Raw genomic sequence first — 17377 nt, forward strand, 5'->3', positions numbered from 1 at the left:
GCCGGTCGGAAGCAGGCGGGCAGGAAGCCACCCGAAACAGTCTGGAAGATAGTCAGCAGAGCTTCCCAGAAACGGCCGTTCGCCGATCCGGCGCTCCGATCGTGTGCGTCCCGGGCGGCGAACTCTACGACCGAACGTGCTCCCACACCTTGGAGATGACGACCGATCCCTCGCCGACCGAGGCTGCGACCCGCTTGACGGAGCTGGCGCGGACGTCGCCGACCGCGAAGATTCCCGGATGCGACGTCGCGTAAGGCGAATGCGCGCCGATCGCGTCTCCGGTCAGGACGAAGCCGTGTCCATCGAGCTCGACGAGCCCCGAGAGCCAGCCGGTATTGGGGGCGGCGCCCACCATGACGAACACGGCGCAGGTCGAGATCCTGCGCGTCGCTCCGTCGGCGCCGGTGCGGATCGTGACCGCGTCGAGATGGTCGTCGCCGTGCAGGTCGGTGACTTCGGCCCCGTACTCGATCGTGATCGCCGGGTCTGCCTCGAGCCGGCTCGACAGGTACCTCGACATGGAGGTGGCGAGCGATTGCCCGCGCACCAGGACGCGAACGTGTCGCGCTGAGTGGCTGAGATACATCGCAGCTTGGCCCGCCGAGTTGCCGCCGCCAATAATGATTGCCTCGGCATTCCGGCAGTAGCGCGCCTCGATCTCCGTCGCAGCGTAGTAGATGCCGGCGCCCTCGAACGCTTCGAGGCGGTCGATCGGCAACCTTCGGTACTGGACGCCGGTCGCGACGACGACGGCCTGTCCCCGAACGCGCCGGCCGTTGTCAAACGTCGCACAGAACGATCCGTCCTCGAGCCGCTCCAACTTCGCCACCCGTCGCGGCATCGCGAAGCGAGTGCCAAACTTCATCGCCTGGATCTCGCCGCGCCAGACGAGGTCGGCGCCCGAGATCCCGGTCGGGAAGCCCATGTAGTTCTCGATCCGGCTCGATGTGCCGGCCTGACCGCCGATCGCCACATCCTCGATGACCAACGCGCGCAGCCCCTCCGCACCCGCATAGACGCCCGCTGCCACCCCGGCCGGCCCGCCGCCCACGATGAGGACGTCGAAGGCCTCGTCGTCGACGAGGTTGTAGTCGAGGCCGAGCAGCCGCGCGACCTTGGCGGGCGTCGGCTCGGCCACGACCACGTCCCGGCCGAAGATGACCGCCGGTCGGTTTGCCGAGATCGAGCAGGCCGTTGCGACGCTTGCCGCTTCCGGGCTGCCCAACGGATAGGTCCTGTAGGGAAGCCGGTTGCGGCTCGCGAACTCGGCGATCCGCCGAACGCTCCGGTCATCGTCCTCGCCGATGAGCACGAGCGTGCCGTCGTGCGAGTCGAGCTGCCGCCGCCGCCGTGCGGCGAGGACTGTGATGATGATGTCCGACATCTCCGGGATCTCGGACATCAGTCGCAGCATCTCGGGGCGCGGCACCTCGGTGACGACCGTATCTGCGCTCGCCCGCATGGGCATCGACCAAACGCCGCCGTTCAGGAACGAGATTTCGCCCATGAACTGGGTCGGACCGAGGGTGGATGGGAGATGGCGCTCGTCCGTGAAGGGATTCACGACTTCGATCTCGCCGGCCTCGACATACACGAAGCGATCGGCTGGCTCACCGGCACGGACGAGAAAGGCGCCTGCGGAGTAGTGCTTCTCGGCCCCGATCGCCCGCAATGCGGCGACATGCGATGCAGCGAGGGGTATGCGCTGCATCTCCCGCAGGTCACGGCCGATCGTTTCCAAGGGTCGCTCCCGTCGTAGGCCATCCGCTGCGGCGCAGCATCGATGGCTCGGCCGCTACAGGCAAGACCCTAGGCGGTGGCGATCGTTTGATCGAAGCAGGTAGCCCGAAGTGCCTTGGGTGGACCTGCAATTCGGACCTGGTCAACGTCCGCTTCGGAGAAGCCTGCGAGAATCCTTAATCGGCAAAGTTGGGCGCATAGCAAAACGTCCGGTTTGTGAGGATGCGTTGCAGTTGGATGAGATCTTCCGCTGATAATTCCGAGCTACGTAGCAGCGGAGCCTCAAAAATTGTCGAGCCACCTCAATGATATAAATGTTCGTGCTTTTTGTTCGGACTGACGCACCCGACACGATTCGAACGTATGACCTTTGCCTTCGGAGGATTAGCCTAACATGTTTTCTCGTGATTGCTAGAGTTTACTCGTTATTGCCAAACTGCTGCTGCCCCTTGTGAAATCGGCGCGCCGGGCTTTTCTCTGGTTTCCGCCGGATGGGCTCGGGTTGCTTCCGCGTGCTTCCGCAGTGCTTCCGCAGAACCGGAGGGGAGGGCATGCCCAAGCTCAGCAAGCGCGTGGTCGAGGCGGCCGAGCCGCAAGGCCGGGACTACTTCCTCTGGTGCGACGAGCTTCCAGGCTTCGGGGTCCGCATCTTCGCATCCGGCCGGCGCAGCTACCTCGTGCAGTACCGCGCCAGCGGGCGGTCCCGGCGCTTTACGATCGGGCTGCACGGCACCCTGACGGCTGACGAAGCCCGCCGTGAGGCGAAGGGGCTGCTGGGCCAAGTGGCGAAGGGTGAGGATCCGGCCGAGGAGCGCGCCACCCGTCGAGGCTCCATGACGATGGCTGAGCTGTGCGACGCCTACCTCGCGGCGGCCGACAGGGGCCTGATCATGGGGAAGAGCGGCCAGGCCAAGAAGGCCTCGACCCTCTACGTCGACAGGGGCCGGATCGAGAGGCACATCAAGCCGCTGCTGGGCCGGCGCCTGGTCGCCGAGCTGACGACACCGGACGTGCAGCGCTTCGTGCGCGACGTCCAGGCTGGCAAGACCGCTGGCGTGGTCAAGACGGGCTTCCGAGGCAAGGCGGTGGTCGAAGGCGGCCCGGGCACTGCGGCGCGCACTGTGGGGCTTCTGGGCGGGATCCTGAGCTACGCGGTCAGTGAGCGCGTCATCACCATCAATCCGGCCACGGGGGTGAAGCGGCCGGCGGACAAGAAGCGGAAGCGCCGCCTCACACCGGACGAGTACGCCGCGCTCGGCAAGGCGCTCGCCGAGGCGGAGGAGGGCGGTTCAGAGCGGTGGCAAGCCGTGGCCGGCGTTCGGCTGCTTGCGCTGGAGGAGCAGACGCGCGTCGCGTTGGCGCTCCTGCGGAGCAGGGGTGGGCGGCCTCAGGATTGGGCACCCTTCAACCCGGCGCTCCGTGCCGCCATTCGCCGGGGTGATCGAGCGCCGTTGGGCGTCGGTGTGGCTAAGGATGCGGCCGCGCTAGAACCCAAGCTGATCAAGGGCCTCGACGGTAAGGAAGGTCTCGACCTCGGCAACGGCACGATGCGGATGCCGGACGGGTCGATCCGGTCGATCACCCGCAGCGGGCTAGAGATCCCGGACGCGCCGGCGGGCGGCATCGGCGGCGGAGGATGCCGCGGCATGTCGGAGCTTCGCGAGCACGTGGCCGAGTTGAGCCGGCACATCGAGCGCTTCGGTCAGTCCGGCTTCCACGGTCAGATCGAGGTGACGGGCCTACGGCAGGCGGGCCTGCGGGCGACGGCAATTCGGGTTCGAAGCCGAGGCGGACTGACGGCCGACATGAGCATTACGTGCCCGAGCACGAAGGAGGACCTGTCGGATCGGAGTTGAGTGAGCGTCTACGTCGATACAATTCAGAAAACTTCCAAGAAGATGTCGAAATCGGCTGAAATCCCTCGAGTATCAGTAAACACCTCTTGACGAATGATCGAAATGGCCTTGTTCGTGACGCACCGATCGAGGAGATGCAAATGGACGAGAGCACTTCTGTTTCTGCGCCGGCACAGACCAATTTCATCGAACTCACCTCTGGCATCGTCGCGGCTTACGTGTCGAAGAACTCGGTTCGGCCAGCCGACCTTCCGCCTCTCCTGGCTGAGGTCCATGCGGCTTTTTCAGGCCTCACTGCTGCCTCTGCTCCCGTCGAGTCTAAGGCAGAGAAGGCGACACCCTCGCAGATTCGGAAATCCATCACTCCGGACGCACTGATCAGCTTTGTCGACGGCAAGCCCTATAAGACACTTAAGCGCCACCTCACCGGCGCCGGCCTGACGTTCGATGAGTACCGCGAGCGCTTCGGCCTGCCGCTGGACTACCCAACCACGGCGGCCAACTACTCGGCCCAGCGCTCCGCGCTCGCAAAGAGCACGGGCCTGGGCCAGCAGCGTCGGAATGCGGCTACGAAGGTGGTCGAGTCGGCAGTAGCTCCTGCCGAGAAGCCCACGCGCGCTCGCAAGACCAAGCAGGTCGCTGCCGCAGCGGAGTGAAGCTACCAGGCGGGGGAGCGGTGCGGAACCGCGCCGCCTCCCGCGGGTCTACCGAGCGTCACGAAGAGACCACCTCAAACCGCCCGGCTCCGGCCGCGGCGGTTTTTTCGTGCCGATGCCCCCCCGAACGGGTGATGTCGCGGCAGCCGACGCGCTGCTATCCGGTCGGCGAGACTCTACACCTTCAGCCCCGCCGGCACCGCCGCGCGGGGCTTTTCTTTGTTGGCGGCCAGCGTAGAATGAGGGTGGGTCCGACGCTTCCACCCGAAGCTCGGATCTGTGAAAGCCCGCCCGGTTCGCCGGCGCGGGCTTTTTCGTAGCCCCCCCACGCATCTAATCTGCGTAATAGCGTCGCCGGCTGGCCGCACTACCGTGCCCCTATTGCTGGCAAGCTCATCTGGGTGCCGGCGGCAGAGAGACAGGTGAACTTTCACCTCTCCAGTTTGGAGGCCGCATGCCGCGCTACTACTTCCACGTGCAGGACGGCGTCAGTATGCCGGATAGGGTCGGAACCGAACTCGTTGATTGGAGCCAAGCCCGCATCGAGGCTATCCAACTCGCCGGGCAGATCCTTCGCGACGATGCTCCGACCATCGCCATGGGCGAGGATTGGCACCTTGATGTGACGGACGAGTTCGGCCTCGTCTTGTTCCGGTTCGACTTCATCTCTCACGAGGCCGCAGCGCTCTCGAGCCACAAGAGAAGGCTAAGCAGGCCGTCGTAGAACCACCGTTCGATGTTGAGATCTTATCCGGAACGCCCGCGCAGCTGGCCTCGCCAAGCTCGGTAACCGCCTCCGGCCATCCTGCCGCCGAGCCAAGTCGCGTATCGGCTCGGCTCTTCGAACCGGCGCTGGCGCGTTGGGTTTGCTGCGTAGGGGGTATCCGTTCACGGAGGCCTGCGTGCCCCGCTACTTCTTCGAAATCAATGACGGCCGCAACGAGCGCGACGAAGTGGGCTTCGAGTGCGCTGACCTTCAGGCTGCGGTCAGGCACGCCAAGCAGGCGCTTCCCGAGATCGCGGCCGATGAAGTGCCTAGAGATGGCGAGCGGCATGCCCTGACTGTCCTGATCAGGGACGAGAACGGCCAGCCGGTCTATTTGGGCGCCCTTGCCTTCACGGGAACATGGTTGCTCGCTTAGCGCCTCAGCGAGGCTCGGCTCTCACACTGGTGAGATCGGACGCTGCCCCGCCCCGTGAGCAGATCGGGGCGGGGCCGAGCCTCACCGGATCACCCCCGCGCCGCCCGCCAGCCCGCAGCCTTCGCCTCGCCCTCGCTGCAGAACATGCGCTCGCCCGATCCCGTGGTGATGACGGTCCGGTCGTAGTCCCGCATCCCGGGGACGTGGTAGATCTTGTCGCCCTTGCGCGAGATGTTGCCCTTGATGGCGCAGGCGGCCTGTGTGGGCGCCGGAACGGCCGCCGGAGGCTTCTCCATCTCCGGCCGGGTCTCGACGCCCCCGGCGCGCTTGGCGCGGCGCCAGTCCGACGGCGGATCAAAGGTGCCGGCCCAGAGCCCGCGCTTCAGCGCCCTCGCAGTGGTCTCGGCCCCGACGTAGTCGCGCGACTAGCGCTGGTAGGCCGTGGCGTAGCCCTGGCTCACCATCCAGGCGTTCAGGTCCTCGTCGCCTTTCCGGCACACGGCAACCGTGCGGCCATATCGGTCTGTGTCGCGCGGCTCGCACGAGATGTTCGCCTCACCGATCCGGTCAGCCAGCGCGAGCGCCGCCACCTGCCCGCATCGGTAGGATTTGCCGGCGGTGTCCTGGCAGAGCTGCGCGCTCTCCGGCGCGTCGATGCCGTGCAGGCGGATGCGGGTTCCGCGGATCACCACCGTGTCACCGTCGGTGACCGAAGCACGGCCGACGATCGGCTCCGCGGCCAGGGCCGGTCCGGTGAGCAGTATGAGGGCGGCGAGGGCTTGGCGCATCCCCTAGATAAGAGTCATAGGAGTGACGTTGTCGAGAGCTTCAGGGCCGCTTGCCAAACTCAAGGTTGTACATACGCTGAGCTAGCTGTGATAATCGTTCTGGCGCGCTTGTGACAAATCAAGTTTGAGTAGTTATCTAAAAATTCATCCCGCTTTGTAAAGCTTTCAACAAATGAGGGAGTTGATTTACGCAACGATCTGGATCATGATACAAACAATTATAAACAAATAATCATATATAGCAGGTGGCAATCATACTCTTGAAAAAACGAACCTTACGAGCAAAAGAAAAGAATAAATCAGCATCTCGCCGAAATTATTGAAGGCCATCACACCGACCACAATACGGCACACATGCTTAAGCGGGCGCTAGGAATCTCCGCCTATGCATGAGGCGCCTCATCGAATGTCTGTTAGTAACGGATAAATTCCGTGGATCTCAGATCTCGGCCCACGAAATTGCCTATATATCAGACAAGGAATGGAGGGAACCATTCGCATCTGAGACGGCAGAATCTCTATCCGGAAACTATGACTTTACCACACGGATTCTGCGAAATCATAGCCCAAAAACCATGGCAGATAAGATACTTCATGCCCCGGTGATCGCCGTCATTATTGACAGCAGTGAAATACCAGACTGCGTTTTAATTGCCTCAGACATGCAGCGTAAATCATCGCTATTTCAATTCATGAAAGATGAGATCAGTGACTTGTTTGATAAGTTTTTGGATGACGAGGTTAGAATACAGATAGACAGCTGGTGTGACGAAAACGGAAAGCTGCTAGAAGGCAGCAGACCGAGGAGCGTTCGCGAGTGAGCTGCCCGTCTGCCCTGATTGGTTGTCTGCCATGGTCAGCTTTCCTCCTGCGCTCTCAGTGGCGCATGAGGGGGAACGGCTCAGCAGCGGAGGTGATCCCCCGTAGGGCTTAAGGCCTGCAAGGACCAACTCAAGCCGAGAGGAACGGTTTGTCCGGGAGGCTGCGTCATCGTGCTCCGGACGATAAGGCGGCCGGTCTCGTTGTAGCGGGCCGCTCGCTTAGTCAGGGCGGTTCGCAGTCCGAAGCCGAGATGAGGTGCGGAACCCGCCTCGAGCTCCGTCAACCTCTTCCTCGGTGGGTAGCTCGCACCGGTTATGGATGTCCGTGGCCGCCATAGCCGCATGGCCCATAGCGACCACCACCTGATCGAGGCCGCGGACCACGCCGCCGGCGGCGTAGAGGCCAGGTACCGTGGTGCGATTATGCACGTCAACGATGAGGGCTCCCGTCCCGTCGTGCTCGGCGCCCAATCCGAGTGCGAGCTCAGAGCGAAGCTTCAGCCCGAGGGCCGAGTAGAGAACCTCGAAGCGGTGTTCCTCGCCGCCCGCCGTGCGCAGAACCGTGATCCTGCCCGCCACGATGTCGAGGCTGACGACCGGCTCGTGGACGACCTTGATGCCGTGCTTGTCGGCCCGGCCGCGCTCGCTTGCATCGAGGTTCATGCCTTCGCCCAGCGTCAGCAGCGTCACGTCTGATGAGTAGGTGCGGGCGACGAAGACCGCCTCGCCCAGCCCCTTGTGTCCGTGACCGATCACAGCGACGCGCTTGCCTCGTGCCTCGTAGCCGTCGCAGATCGGGCAGTAGCGCACGAGACCACGCCGGATTGCGTCGGGTAGGTCCGGCAGGTCCGGCTCGGTGTCGTCGGCGCCGGTCGCGAGCAGCACCCGCCGCGCCCGTACCTCGCGGGTGACGTCGGTCCTTGGATCTTCCTCAACGCTGGCGATGAAGCTTCCCTCCGCCCCGCGCAATGTTGTGACGGTGCCTTCCACGGTCCTGGCGCTGTAGCGCGCCAGGTGCTCGCGTTGCCGGGCGAGGATCTCCCGCCCGGAGATGCCGTCGGCAAAGACCGGCATGTTGTGGCTAGTCGGGATCAAGGCCGCACGAGAGTCGCCCGCATCGACCAACAGGAAGCGGCGCTCGAAGCGGGCAAGGTACAGCGCGGCTGTCAGACCGGCCGGGCCGCCGCCGACGATCAGGCAGTCGAAGGGCTGGTCAAGCTCAACGGACGAGGTTCCTGCCATCAGCGCATCCGCTCCAGAGGAGAACCGCTCTGGAATGACCGACTTCAATCAGCAACGGTTCCATGCCCCTGAGACGTCAGGCGTGCCGCCGGAAGCGGCAACGGCATCGGGATCTTGGCTTGGCTAGGCCGAAACGTGACCGTCTGGCGTGTACCGGTCGACGTGGCCAAACACGTGCTTGCGTTCTCCCTTCGGCTTGAGAGTGGCCGGTGTCAGAGGCTCCTTGTGCAGGGTGGCGCCGCCCATCGTCACGCTCCTGAGGTCCGGCAGGATGTCGATCGGCGTTAGGGGGCCTTGCGGGGCAAGAAACCCGGCTAGCTCCTGCATGACACGGTCCCAGAACTCTTCGGTGCGGAAGAGGTCTAGCTGGTCGTCGAACTTGGCCAAGCGGACCTAGACGCAAACCCTCTCGGTTCTGACGTTCTCCGCGCTGGCTTCGATCGCGGCATTCTCGGCCTAGAGCTTCCAGGCGAGTGAAAGCCGGTGCTTGCGGTCCGCGGTCTTACGCGGTCATCTGCTGGAGGGTCCGATTCGGATAATGCACAGGAGTGAGCCGAAATGACCGGGTCGGGCGCGAAACCGAACGTCCGGTTATGCGCGTGACGGCGTTCCGGCATGACGTAGTCTGGCCGAGAGCGGAATGGCCGCCGTGGAGCGCGACCGCCGCAAAGGCGGATGGCCTCCCACCGACCCGACCCTGCCATCAGAGCGTATCGGCACGTCTCCCGGAAGCGATCCTCCAGCGTGCAGCGACCGGACGATGCGCGCCCAGCTTAGTGCGCCAGCGATCGGTCCGATGCGTCCGACCAGCGCCTCTTCCTCTTGCGCTTGCTCGCTTTCAAGACCACGTCCGCGTTGTCCTCGGCGATGCGCTCAGCCAGCGCGAAGTCGTGAAGCTCCGCGGTCGCACTCTCAGCGGCGGTCGGCCCTTCTGTCACGGCGTAGAACGCGGCGCGGACGATCTCTTTCTTGCTCGCCTCCGGATGCCGCTCACGGATGGCGGAACGGATCGCCTTCGGCTTCATGCCTGGCGCGGCGATCTTCCTCAGCGTGTCCGCGATCTCCCGGATCGATGCCATACCGCTATCTTCACCTGACCCCTTCTGCCGGCTCACAAACCCGTCAGCCGACGGGGCGTTCCGATGCCGCGGCCACACAGGTGGCTTCGGCCACACAGGTGGCTTCCCGCGCGACGCGCCGCACCCGCGGACGTGAGGTCGCGCCGACGCGCCGCGATCCTCCCGAGACCGGAACGCGCTCGGCGCGCGCGGGGCGCGCAAACGGTCCGCGTTCACCTCAGTAGCGGGTGATGGCACGCAGGCCGAACACCGCGGCGCCGCGCACCCGCTTGCCGTCAAGATCGCGCGGATTGGCGATCCCGCCACCCGGATGGGCGATGTACTGCACGGTCGGTTGCAGGGCGATGCCGGGAGCGAGCACGGCCTGATAGGTCGCTTCGAGCAAGATCTCGGCGCTCCGGCGGGGTGCGGGTGTCGTGCTCTGGAGCGCGGCGATCGCATCGAGCCGGCGTGCCGCCGGGGAGATGCGGGTGATGCCGACGGCGAGGCCCAACGTGTCGTCCGACCGGCCGGGAATCAGCCCGCGATAGGCGACGCCGCCGTCGATGTAGAGATCCACGAGATTGCGGTCCCCCGGCGAGACGGACGCACGCAGGAAGACGCTGGCGCCGTCGTTGGGATCGTCCGGCTCCTGGTAGATCGTCTGGTCGATGAGCCCGTAGAGGCCCGAATTGCCCGAAACCCTCCGATCGAGGCCACTCACCGGATCCGGCGTGAGGGCATCGACGCGGCCGAAGCGGCGCCAGCCGCCCAGCGTGACGGTGCCCGGCCGGCCTTCGGAACCCGGACGGGTGTTGTAGGCGTAGGCGACCTCGGCGATGACGAGCGGGGGGTCGAGGACGGGGAAGCGGATACCGTTCGGATTGCGGCGCTGCGGGTCTACGCCCGAGCGGGGATGGCCGCCGCCGGGTGTGCCGTCGATCACGCTCGCCTGGAACGAGAGATCGGGCGTCGGGACGTACTTCAGGCGGACGGTCGGCGCCGAGAGCGGATATGCCGGCCCTCCGTCCACCATGTTCGCGGCGAAGATCTCCGGCCAGCCGAAGGTACCGTTGGTGAACAGGATGCTGGTCTGGCTCACCATGTACTCGGTGTCGGCGGAGAGCTGGCCGACACGGACGGACAGCCTGTCGTCGAACAGGCTCTGCTCCAGCCACAGCTCCGAGAGCCGCGAAGCTGGCAGGGCCTCGATCTCGCTGATCGTCATGAGGTTGCCGACGCGGCTGCGGGAGGCTCCGCTACCCTGGATCTGGTAGACGGTGGCGTGGGCCGTGGCCCCCTTCCACCCGGCGAGCGTGTCGAGATCGACATCGACGTCGAGATCGAGCAGCGTCAGGCCCGTGGAGCCCCGCCGCAGGCCGCCCCGCAGGTTGCGGTATGTCTCGGCCACACTGATCAGGCCGAAGGTGATCCCGCGGCTCTCCAGGAAGGCGCGGTACCCGCCGGGATCGCCGGCGGCCCCGAGGAGAGGCTGGAACGAGGTCGTGACCTCCGCCGCGCGACCGGCCGAGAACACGGGCTGAGCGACCGAGGTCTGCGGATCGCCGCCTGCGCCGGAGGGTGAACCGATGGCGAGGCCCTCCGCGGCGACCCGCGCGGCCGTCGCCAGCGGATCCGCGGCCGGTTCGGCCAAGGCACGGCCGACCGGCGCGATGAGAACGAGCGTGATGCCAGCGAGGGCGCAGATGACAGAGCGCACCAGGACCTCTGGAGACATCGGGCTCGGCGAACGAAGGCATAGCCTCGTGACCATTCGACGACGGCGGTGGCGAGACATCGCCGCGAATTGATGGGACAGACGCGGCACTGACGCTGGCTCGTACAACCGCAGGTCGCTAGGGTTCTCCGCATCACCGGAGGTCCTCCACCGTGCGTACGCTCGCTCTCGCCTCGGCCCTCGTCTTCGCCTGCACGGTGTCCGTCCGAGCGCAGGCCCCCGCACCCTCGGCGGCTCAGACCGCGCAGCGGGATCGGATGAAATCCTGCAACGTGGATGCTGGGACGCAACGGCTGTCGGGCGCCGCGCGCAAGAGCTTCATGGCAGATTGCCTCGCGGGAAAGAGCGCCGCGCCGGCCAAGGAGCTGACGCCGCAGCAGATGAAGATGAAGAGCTGCAATGCGGATGCCTCGGCCAAGAGCCTCAAGGGCGCCGAGCGCAAGACGTTCATGAGCACGTGCCTCAGAGGTTAGTCGCCTGCGCCCATACCGCGTCCCTGTTCGGCTTCTGACCAATGTCAGGGCTGCGTGAAACGGATGCCGTTCGAGATACCGACCGATCTCGGGCGTCCTGAACGTCACTCGGGCTTCCACGAAGCGGTCGACGTCCCCCTCACTCTCCCCCCGCTCCGTCGCGGAACGGTTTTGCCAGCCTCGCCGTAACTGACCCATCGAGCCGCGACGGCGCGGGTCAGATGGCCGAGGCGGTCCCAGCATGAAGCGCGCTCCCTTCCGCATCCTGATCCGCATCGAGGGCGATCGGCGCGTCCTGCGCGCGACCTCGGAGCGCGAGGCGGCGCTCAAGGCCGAATCCGTTCTCCGGCGCTATGACGGCCCGCCCGGCGGCGCCGGCCTCATCATCGAAGCGTCGGACACCCGGGCGAGCGCGCGCATCGCGGCCTATCTGGCCGACGTCGCGCTCGAGATGGAAATCGCGTGATCGGCCTCCGAGGATGACGGTCTCGGACAGCGCGGTCCCCTACGTGCTGGGCGCTGCGGCGGTGCGCTCGGTCGAGGTCATCGACGGCGGCGGCACACTGGCGATCCGATTGCGGTCGCCCGACGACAGTGAGTTCTGCGTCCTGCTGCCGATCGGTGTCGTGGGCGACCTCCTCTTTCAACTCGCGGATGTGATGAGCGTCAGCCTTGACCCACGCCCATGACCGAGAGGATGCCCACCTGGGCGAAGGGGATGACCCGGTGCTCGACGCGGTCGCCGTGCTTCGGTGCCGCGGGTACACGGTCGAGCCGGATGACGACTGCGCGCGCTGGCGGATCGACGGTGCTGACTGGATCACGCTCAGCGACCTGTTCGCGCGGGCTCTGCGGCTCGGCTTGAGAGACGGGCCGGGACGCGCGCAGTAATCCCCGGCCAGACCGGGAGCCTGTCCGCTGAGGGATCGACCGGCGGGATCAAACACCTAGTTGATCAGGCAGAAGCCGGCTTCCGCCCTGTCGACGCCGCCGACGCGCCTCCCGGTCTCGCAACTCGGGGCGACGGCGCGCACCGCTTGGACACGCGGCGTTTCGGGCGGCGGGCGGAGGAGGGTGGGCTGTGGCCGAAGCTCCGGCTCGCGCGCTTCGGCCGGGGTGTTCGCCACCGCTGCCGCGGCCGCCGCAGGAACGGCCGCAGCGATGGGGGCCGGCGCGATCGCGATGGTGGGACGGTAGCCGGCACGGCCGCTCGGGGCCGTGTCGGTCGCGGCGACAGACGGAGGCAACGCGGGTCGCTGCGCCGTCGACGACCGCCCGAAGAACAGACGCCCGCGCCCCTCGACGGTGTCGATGCTACCCACAAGTGTAGAGAACGCCACACCTGCCACCAGCCACGCGCGCATGATGTCCCCCACCGCACGCGAGGAGTATGGCATCGAACCAATTCAATAGTGCTGCCATGACCTTTAAAATTCGATTGATTTGATGAATGCAGAACGCGGGATCTCCGCGCGCCTGACCTGTCGGCACCGAGCCGCGATCGACCGGACAACGCTGTCCTTCAGCAAGAGCGGCTCCCGGCGCGCCGATGACCGATTGCGCCGTGCACCGTCCGCCGTGTCGCGTGCTGAGCCGACCGATACGGTGTGGTCGCGCAGCCGGGAGGACACGCCCCCGCGGCAAGTCTCGCGGGCAGGACTTCCGGGCACGACCCAGCGGCAAGCCTTCTTACGCCCCCGGCCCCGCGGCGCCGGAGACCGGGGCCGAGACAGCCGGGCGTCAGGTACCGGGGCGGCCCAACCAACGACACCCTGGAGCCGCACCGCCCGGCGGGCCGCGCCGTGCCGGAGGGCCGGATGAGAACGGTGACTCCACCCGTTCTCGATCGAGGGCCCGTCGCCCGCCGGATCTCCTGCCCGTGTTTCGACGCCGCAAGACTTCTCCGACCGACGCGTCGCCCGGCGCCGGTTCAGGTCCCGCCGCGGGGCAACTCGCGGTGTCGGGCGTGAGCCGACGCTACGGCCGGACGCTGGCGCTGGACAACGTGTCGCTGACGCTCGGTCCGGGCGAGATCCTGGCGGTGCTCGGCGCCTCCGGCTGCGGGAAGAGCACGCTGCTGCGGCTCATCGCCGGCCTGGACGCGCCGGACGCGGGCGAGATCGCCTTCGGCGATCGCCGCGTCGCCGGGCGCGGCCGCAACGCGCCGCCCGCGAGCCGCGGCGTGGGCCTGATGTTCCAGGACTACGCGCTGTTTCCCCACCTCACCGTGCTGGCCAATGTCCGCTTCGGCCTCGCCCATCTCCGCGGCGCGGACGCGCGGGACATCGCCCGCGAGCGCCTCGATCAGGTCGGGCTGGCACACCGCGCCGACAGCTATCCGGGCACGCTGTCGGGCGGAGAGGCGCAGCGGGTGGCGCTCGCCAGGGCCCTGGCCCCGCGTCCGCGGGTGCTGCTCCTCGACGAGCCGTTCTCGAACCTCGATGCCGGCACCCGCGAGCGTGTCCGCGCCGACACCCTGGCGGTCCTGCGGCGGGACGGCATCGGCGCGATCCTCGTCACGCACGACGCGGCCGAGGCGGTCGCCTGCGCGGACCGCATCGTCCTGATGCACCGGGGTCGGATCGTCCAGAGCGGCAGCGCCGAGGCGCTGTACGCCGCGCCGGCGACGCCGTTCGCCGCCCGGGCGCTCGGCGAGATCATCGAGATTCCGGGCCGCGCCGTCGACGGCCACGTCGCGACACCCCTCGGCACGCTGCCCCGGCCCGACGCCGTGCCGGAGGGCGCGGTCAAGGTCTGCCTGCGCCCGGAGGCGATCCGCCTCGGGCCGGCGGGTGCCGGGGTGCCGGCCAGGATCCTGGGCCGGGCCTTCGCGGGGCCGCGTCTGCGCCTGGACATCGCGGTCGCGGGCCTCGGCGCGCCGCTGCGCCTCGACCTCCCGCCGGAGGAAGTCCCGGGCGAGCAGGTCGGCATCGAGCTGCTGCCCGGGCGCGCCCACGTCTTCCCGCTGCCGGACAGAGCTCAAGTGTTGTCAGATTGTAATTAGAACATATCTAAATAAATCCGCCTTGCGGGGCGCATTCTTACTGTATAGCACCGGCTCGTCGCTCGACGAACGGGGTTTATCATGTTGGACGTCTGCAGAACCGGAGCCTGGGCGAGCCTGTGCTTGTCTCTCTGCTTCGGCGGACCGGCCTACGCGGCCGAGGTCAACCTCTACACCACCCGCGAGCCGGGCCTGATCCGGCCGCTGCTCGACGCCTACACGGCGCAGAGCGGCGTCACCGTGAACACGGTCTTCGTGGAGAAGGGGCTGGCCGAGCGGGTCGCCGCGGAGGGCGCGCGCTCGTCCGCCGACGTCCTCATGACGGTCGATATCGGCAACCTGATCGAACTCGTCGACCGCGACCTGACCCAGCCGGTGCGCTCGCCCGTGCTCGAAGCGGCCGTGCCGGCGCCCCTGCGCGGCGCCGACGGGCGCTGGTTCGCCCTCTCGATGCGCGCGCGCGTGCTCTACGCCGACACGGGCCTGAACGATCTCGCGGCCGCGACCTACGAATCGCTCGCCGACCCGCGCTGGAAGGGCAAGGTGTGCCTGCGCTCGGGCCAGCATCCCTACAACACCGCCCTGATCGCCGCCTTCCTCGTCCGCCACGGCGCGGAGAAGACGGAGGCGTGGCTGCGGGGCGTGAAGGACAACCTCGCCCGCAAGGCGACGGGCGGCGACCGGGACGTGGCCCGCGACATCGCGGCCGACCTCTGCGAGGTGGGCCTCGGCAATTCCTACTATGTCGGACTGATGCGCTCGGGTCGCGGCGGGGCGGACCAGCAGAAATGGGGCGCGGCCATCAAGGTCGTGCTGCCGACCTTCGAGGGCGGGGGCACGCACGTGAACGTGTCGGGGGCGGTCGTCGCCAAGAACGCGCCGAACCGTGACCAGGCGGTCAAGCTCCTCGAGTACCTCGTCTCCGACGCCGCGCAGGCGCTCTACGCCAAGGTCGACTACGAGTATCCGGTGAAGGCCGGCGCCCCGATCGAGCCGCTGCTCGCGGAGCTCGGTCCGCTGAGCGTCGATCCGACGCCGCTCGTCGAGATCGCCCGCAACCGCAAGGCGGCGAGCCTGCTCGTCGACAAGGTCGGCTTCGACAACTGAGTTCGAGCCGGGCCGGATGTCGGTGACCCGCTCTCTGGGCTGGGCGGGGGCGGTCGCCCTGGCGGCGCTGCTGCTCGCGCCCGTGATCTCCCTGGGCTTCACGGCGTCCGAGGGCGGCGGCGAGCTGTGGCCGCACCTCGCCGCCTACGTGCTGCCGCAGGCGATCCGCGACACCGCCCTGCTGCTCGCGGGCGTTGGCCTCCTGGTGATCGGGCTCGGGACCGCGACGGCGTGGCTGGTCGCGGCGTTCGACTTCCCCGGTCGGCGCCTCCTCGAGGCCGCCCTGCTGCTGCCGCTGGCGATGCCGACCTACGTGGTCGCCTACGCCTATCTCGACCTGCTGCACCCGCTCGGGCCGTTCCAGGTCGGGCTGCGGAGCCTGCTCGGCCTGTCGAGCCCGCGCGATCTCGCCCTGCCGGACCTGCGCTCGCTGCCGGGCTGCAGCCTGCTGCTCGGCTTCGTGCTCTACCCTTACGTCTATCTGCCGACCCGCGCGCTGTTCCTGATGCAGGCCGGCTCGCTGCTGGAAGCCGCGCGCGCGCTCGGGGCCGGGCCGTGGCGCAGCTTCCTGCGGATCGCCCTCCCGCTCGCGCGGCCAGCGATCGCCCTCGGCACCGGCCTCGCCCTGATGGAGGCGCTCAACGATGTCGGCGCGGCCGAGTTCCTGGGTGTGCGCACGCTGACGGTGCAGGTCTACGCCACCTGGGTGAACCGCTCGGACCTGCCCGGCGCCGCGCAGATCGCGTTGGTGATGCTGGCCGCGGTGGTCGCGGTCGTCGGCCTCGAACGGCTCGCGCGGGCCGGCCGCGGCTATGCCGGGGGCGCCCGCCGCCACACGGCCGGCGCGCGCCGCCGGCTGGACGGCTGGCGGGCCGGGGCGGCCGTGGCCCTGGGCACGGCCCCCGTCGCGATCGGATTCCTGGTGCCGGCGGGCTCTCTCGGCCTCGAGGCGTGGCGCCGGATCGACGCGAGCGGCTTGCCCGACGCGCTCGCCGCCCAGGCCCTCAACACGGTCTACTACGCGGGCCTCGCCACGGCAGTGACGGTGCTGGCGGGCCTGGCGGTGGCGGCCGTTCCCTCCCTGCTGAGCGCCCGGGCCGGGCGCCTGCTCATCGGCGCGGCCGGGATCGGCTACGCCATGCCCGGAACCGTGCTGGCGGTCGGGCTCCTGGGTCCTCTGGCGCTGGTCGAGGCCGGGTTGTTCGAGGCCGGCCTGACGACCGCACGGGTGGGGCTCGGGACCGGCGCCGCCCTCGTCATCGCCTACGCCCTGCGCTTCCTGACCGTCACGGTGGGCGCCAGCGAGGCCGGCTTCGCGCGGATCCCGCGCACCATCCCCGACGCCGCGCGGGTGCTCGGGCGGGGTCGGCTCGCCACGCTGGTCACCGTGCAGCTGCCGCTGGCCTGGCCCGCGGTGCTGAGCGGCGGCCTCCTCGCCTTCGTCGACATCGCCAAGGAACTGCCGGTGACGCTGCTCCTGCGTCCCCTCAACGTCGAGACGTTGAGCACGCATCTCTACGGCGAGGCGGCGCGCGGCACGTACGAGGACGGCGCCGTCGCCGCCGTGCTCATCGTGATGATCGGTCTCCTCCCGGTGACGCTCCTGCTCAGGCTCGACCGGAACGCGATCGGGCCGGGACGGTTGGCCGGGGAAGAGCCGCGGACCGGCCGGGGATAGGCCGGGGAGAGGTCGGGGAGAGGTCGGGGAGAGGTCGGGGATCGATCGCCCGCCCTTCGCGGCGCCCGCTCCCC

At 67.7% G+C, this 17377-nt stretch carries 20 protein-coding genes; 12 read left to right on the forward strand and 8 right to left on the reverse strand.

All coding sequences use genetic code 11. The annotated features are described in order from the left end of the window. Positions 1-124 precede the first annotated feature (124 nt). Positions 125-1741, reverse strand: a complete 1617-nt coding sequence (locus ACQKQD_RS29510; RefSeq protein WP_427510336.1) for an FAD-dependent oxidoreductase — start codon at positions 1739-1741, stop codon at positions 125-127. 550 nt (positions 1742-2291) lie between these two features. On the opposite strand from ACQKQD_RS29510, the gene ACQKQD_RS29515 reads away from it, so the two are divergent. From ACQKQD_RS29515 to ACQKQD_RS29530, 4 genes are all read left to right on the forward strand, one after another. Then, the gene (locus ACQKQD_RS29515; protein ID WP_427510337.1) at positions 2292-3596 is read left to right on the forward strand and encodes a tyrosine-type recombinase/integrase; all 1305 of its coding nucleotides are present in this window, start codon (positions 2292-2294) and stop codon (positions 3594-3596) included. A gap of 140 nt (positions 3597-3736) precedes the next feature. Beyond that, positions 3737-4252 carry a MucR family transcriptional regulator gene (locus tag ACQKQD_RS29520; RefSeq protein ID WP_427510338.1) on the forward strand — a complete coding sequence of 172 codons (516 nt, stop codon included), beginning with the start codon at positions 3737-3739 and terminating at the stop codon, positions 4250-4252. A 454-nt stretch (positions 4253-4706) separates the two neighbouring features. Continuing rightward, entirely contained in the window at positions 4707-4976 is a 270-nt protein-coding gene (locus ACQKQD_RS29525; RefSeq protein WP_427510339.1) for a DUF6894 family protein, read from the forward strand. A gap of 178 nt (positions 4977-5154) precedes the next feature. Beyond that, the gene (locus ACQKQD_RS29530) at positions 5155-5394 is read left to right on the forward strand and encodes a DUF6894 family protein (protein ID WP_427510340.1); all 240 of its coding nucleotides are present in this window, start codon (positions 5155-5157) and stop codon (positions 5392-5394) included. Positions 5395-5483: 89 nt separating this feature from the next. On the opposite strand, the gene ACQKQD_RS29535 is transcribed toward ACQKQD_RS29530, so the two are convergent. Both ACQKQD_RS29535 and ACQKQD_RS29540 read right to left on the reverse strand, forming a co-directional pair. Next, positions 5484-5690, reverse strand: a complete 207-nt coding sequence (locus ACQKQD_RS29535; protein WP_427510341.1) for a nuclease — start codon at positions 5688-5690, stop codon at positions 5484-5486. A gap of 129 nt (positions 5691-5819) precedes the next feature. After that, a complete protein-coding gene (locus ACQKQD_RS29540) occupies positions 5820-6182 on the reverse strand; it encodes a thermonuclease family protein (RefSeq protein ID WP_427510342.1) in 363 nt (120 codons plus the stop codon). Positions 6183-6571: 389 nt separating this feature from the next. Between ACQKQD_RS29540 and ACQKQD_RS29545 the strand changes: the two genes are divergently transcribed. Further along, positions 6572-7003, forward strand: coding sequence for a hypothetical protein (locus tag ACQKQD_RS29545; RefSeq protein ID WP_427510343.1), 432 nt, complete (start codon positions 6572-6574; stop codon positions 7001-7003). A gap of 219 nt (positions 7004-7222) precedes the next feature. Here the strand turns inward: ACQKQD_RS29545 and ACQKQD_RS29550 are convergent, their stop codons facing one another. From ACQKQD_RS29550 to ACQKQD_RS29565, 4 genes are all read right to left on the reverse strand, one after another. Next, positions 7223-8245, reverse strand: coding sequence for an NAD(P)/FAD-dependent oxidoreductase (locus tag ACQKQD_RS29550; RefSeq protein WP_427510344.1), 1023 nt, complete (start codon positions 8243-8245; stop codon positions 7223-7225). A 123-nt stretch (positions 8246-8368) separates the two neighbouring features. Next, positions 8369-8632 carry a hypothetical protein gene (locus tag ACQKQD_RS29555; RefSeq protein WP_427510345.1) on the reverse strand — a complete coding sequence of 88 codons (264 nt, stop codon included), beginning with the start codon at positions 8630-8632 and terminating at the stop codon, positions 8369-8371. Between the two features lie 386 nt (positions 8633-9018). Further along, on the reverse strand, positions 9019-9324 hold the full coding sequence (locus tag ACQKQD_RS29560) for a hypothetical protein (protein ID WP_427510346.1): 306 nt from the start codon (positions 9322-9324) through the stop codon (positions 9019-9021). 217 nt (positions 9325-9541) lie between these two features. Then, on the reverse strand, positions 9542-11041 hold the full coding sequence (locus ACQKQD_RS29565; RefSeq protein WP_427510347.1) for a carbohydrate porin: 1500 nt from the start codon (positions 11039-11041) through the stop codon (positions 9542-9544). A 152-nt stretch (positions 11042-11193) separates the two neighbouring features. On the opposite strand from ACQKQD_RS29565, the gene ACQKQD_RS29570 reads away from it, so the two are divergent. From ACQKQD_RS29570 to ACQKQD_RS29585, 4 genes are all read left to right on the forward strand, one after another. Continuing rightward, complete coding sequence (locus tag ACQKQD_RS29570; protein ID WP_427510348.1) at positions 11194-11514, forward strand: PsiF family protein; 321 nt, start codon at positions 11194-11196, stop codon at positions 11512-11514. Between the two features lie 241 nt (positions 11515-11755). Continuing rightward, positions 11756-11980 carry a hypothetical protein gene (locus tag ACQKQD_RS29575; RefSeq protein WP_091981226.1) on the forward strand — a complete coding sequence of 75 codons (225 nt, stop codon included), beginning with the start codon at positions 11756-11758 and terminating at the stop codon, positions 11978-11980. 13 nt (positions 11981-11993) lie between these two features. Further along, positions 11994-12203 (forward strand): hypothetical protein, encoded by a 210-nt coding sequence (locus ACQKQD_RS29580; RefSeq protein WP_020095938.1) that lies wholly within the window; start codon positions 11994-11996, stop codon positions 12201-12203. Further along, on the forward strand, positions 12187-12405 hold the full coding sequence (locus tag ACQKQD_RS29585; RefSeq protein WP_020095937.1) for a hypothetical protein: 219 nt from the start codon (positions 12187-12189) through the stop codon (positions 12403-12405). The genes ACQKQD_RS29580 and ACQKQD_RS29585 overlap by 17 nt, the downstream gene beginning before the upstream one ends. A gap of 56 nt (positions 12406-12461) precedes the next feature. Here ACQKQD_RS29585 and ACQKQD_RS29590 read toward each other — a convergent pair whose 3' ends face one another. After that, positions 12462-12878, reverse strand: coding sequence for a hypothetical protein (locus ACQKQD_RS29590; protein WP_139215686.1), 417 nt, complete (start codon positions 12876-12878; stop codon positions 12462-12464). A gap of 593 nt (positions 12879-13471) precedes the next feature. Between ACQKQD_RS29590 and ACQKQD_RS29595 the strand changes: the two genes are divergently transcribed. The 3 genes from ACQKQD_RS29595 (at position 13472) to ACQKQD_RS29605 (ending at position 17303) form a co-directional block, all read left to right on the forward strand. After that, on the forward strand, positions 13472-14518 hold the full coding sequence (locus ACQKQD_RS29595; protein ID WP_427510371.1) for an ABC transporter ATP-binding protein: 1047 nt from the start codon (positions 13472-13474) through the stop codon (positions 14516-14518). 81 nt (positions 14519-14599) lie between these two features. After that, positions 14600-15625: an extracellular solute-binding protein gene (locus ACQKQD_RS29600; RefSeq protein WP_020095934.1), complete on the forward strand. Its 1026-nt coding sequence runs from the start codon at positions 14600-14602 to the stop codon at positions 15623-15625. A gap of 16 nt (positions 15626-15641) precedes the next feature. Further along, positions 15642-17303 (forward strand): ABC transporter permease, encoded by a 1662-nt coding sequence (locus ACQKQD_RS29605; protein WP_427510349.1) that lies wholly within the window; start codon positions 15642-15644, stop codon positions 17301-17303. Positions 17304-17377: the final 74 nt, after the last annotated feature.

Origin of the sequence: Methylobacterium sp. NPDC080182, from assembly GCF_050281105.1 — a bacterium.
Taxonomy (GTDB): Bacteria; Pseudomonadota; Alphaproteobacteria; order Rhizobiales; family Beijerinckiaceae; genus Methylobacterium.

Bases quoted from the DNA above. Each gene is read 5' to 3' on its own strand.
- ACQKQD_RS29515 (WP_427510337.1), top strand. From the start codon at position 2,292: ATGCCCAAGCTCAGCAAGCGCGTGGTCGAGGCGGCCGAGCCGCAAGGC.
- ACQKQD_RS29520 (WP_427510338.1), top strand. From the start codon at position 3,737: ATGGACGAGAGCACTTCTGTTTCTGCGCCGGCACAGACCAATTTCATC.
- ACQKQD_RS29525 (WP_427510339.1), top strand. From the start codon at position 4,707: ATGCCGCGCTACTACTTCCACGTGCAGGACGGCGTCAGTATGCCGGAT.
- ACQKQD_RS29535 (WP_427510341.1), bottom strand. From the start codon at position 5,690: ATGGAGAAGCCTCCGGCGGCCGTTCCGGCGCCCACACAGGCCGCCTGC.
- ACQKQD_RS29540 (WP_427510342.1), bottom strand. From the start codon at position 6,182: ATGCGCCAAGCCCTCGCCGCCCTCATACTGCTCACCGGACCGGCCCTG.
- ACQKQD_RS29545 (WP_427510343.1), top strand. From the start codon at position 6,572: ATGAGGCGCCTCATCGAATGTCTGTTAGTAACGGATAAATTCCGTGGA.
- ACQKQD_RS29550 (WP_427510344.1), bottom strand. From the start codon at position 8,245: ATGGCAGGAACCTCGTCCGTTGAGCTTGACCAGCCCTTCGACTGCCTG.
- ACQKQD_RS29560 (WP_427510346.1), bottom strand. From the start codon at position 9,324: ATGGCATCGATCCGGGAGATCGCGGACACGCTGAGGAAGATCGCCGCG.
- ACQKQD_RS29565 (WP_427510347.1), bottom strand. From the start codon at position 11,041: ATGTCTCCAGAGGTCCTGGTGCGCTCTGTCATCTGCGCCCTCGCTGGC.
- ACQKQD_RS29575 (WP_091981226.1), top strand. From the start codon at position 11,756: ATGAAGCGCGCTCCCTTCCGCATCCTGATCCGCATCGAGGGCGATCGG.
- ACQKQD_RS29580 (WP_020095938.1), top strand. From the start codon at position 11,994: ATGACGGTCTCGGACAGCGCGGTCCCCTACGTGCTGGGCGCTGCGGCG.
- ACQKQD_RS29590 (WP_139215686.1), bottom strand. From the start codon at position 12,878: ATGCGCGCGTGGCTGGTGGCAGGTGTGGCGTTCTCTACACTTGTGGGT.
- ACQKQD_RS29600 (WP_020095934.1), top strand. From the start codon at position 14,600: ATGTTGGACGTCTGCAGAACCGGAGCCTGGGCGAGCCTGTGCTTGTCT.
- ACQKQD_RS29605 (WP_427510349.1), top strand. From the start codon at position 15,642: ATGTCGGTGACCCGCTCTCTGGGCTGGGCGGGGGCGGTCGCCCTGGCG.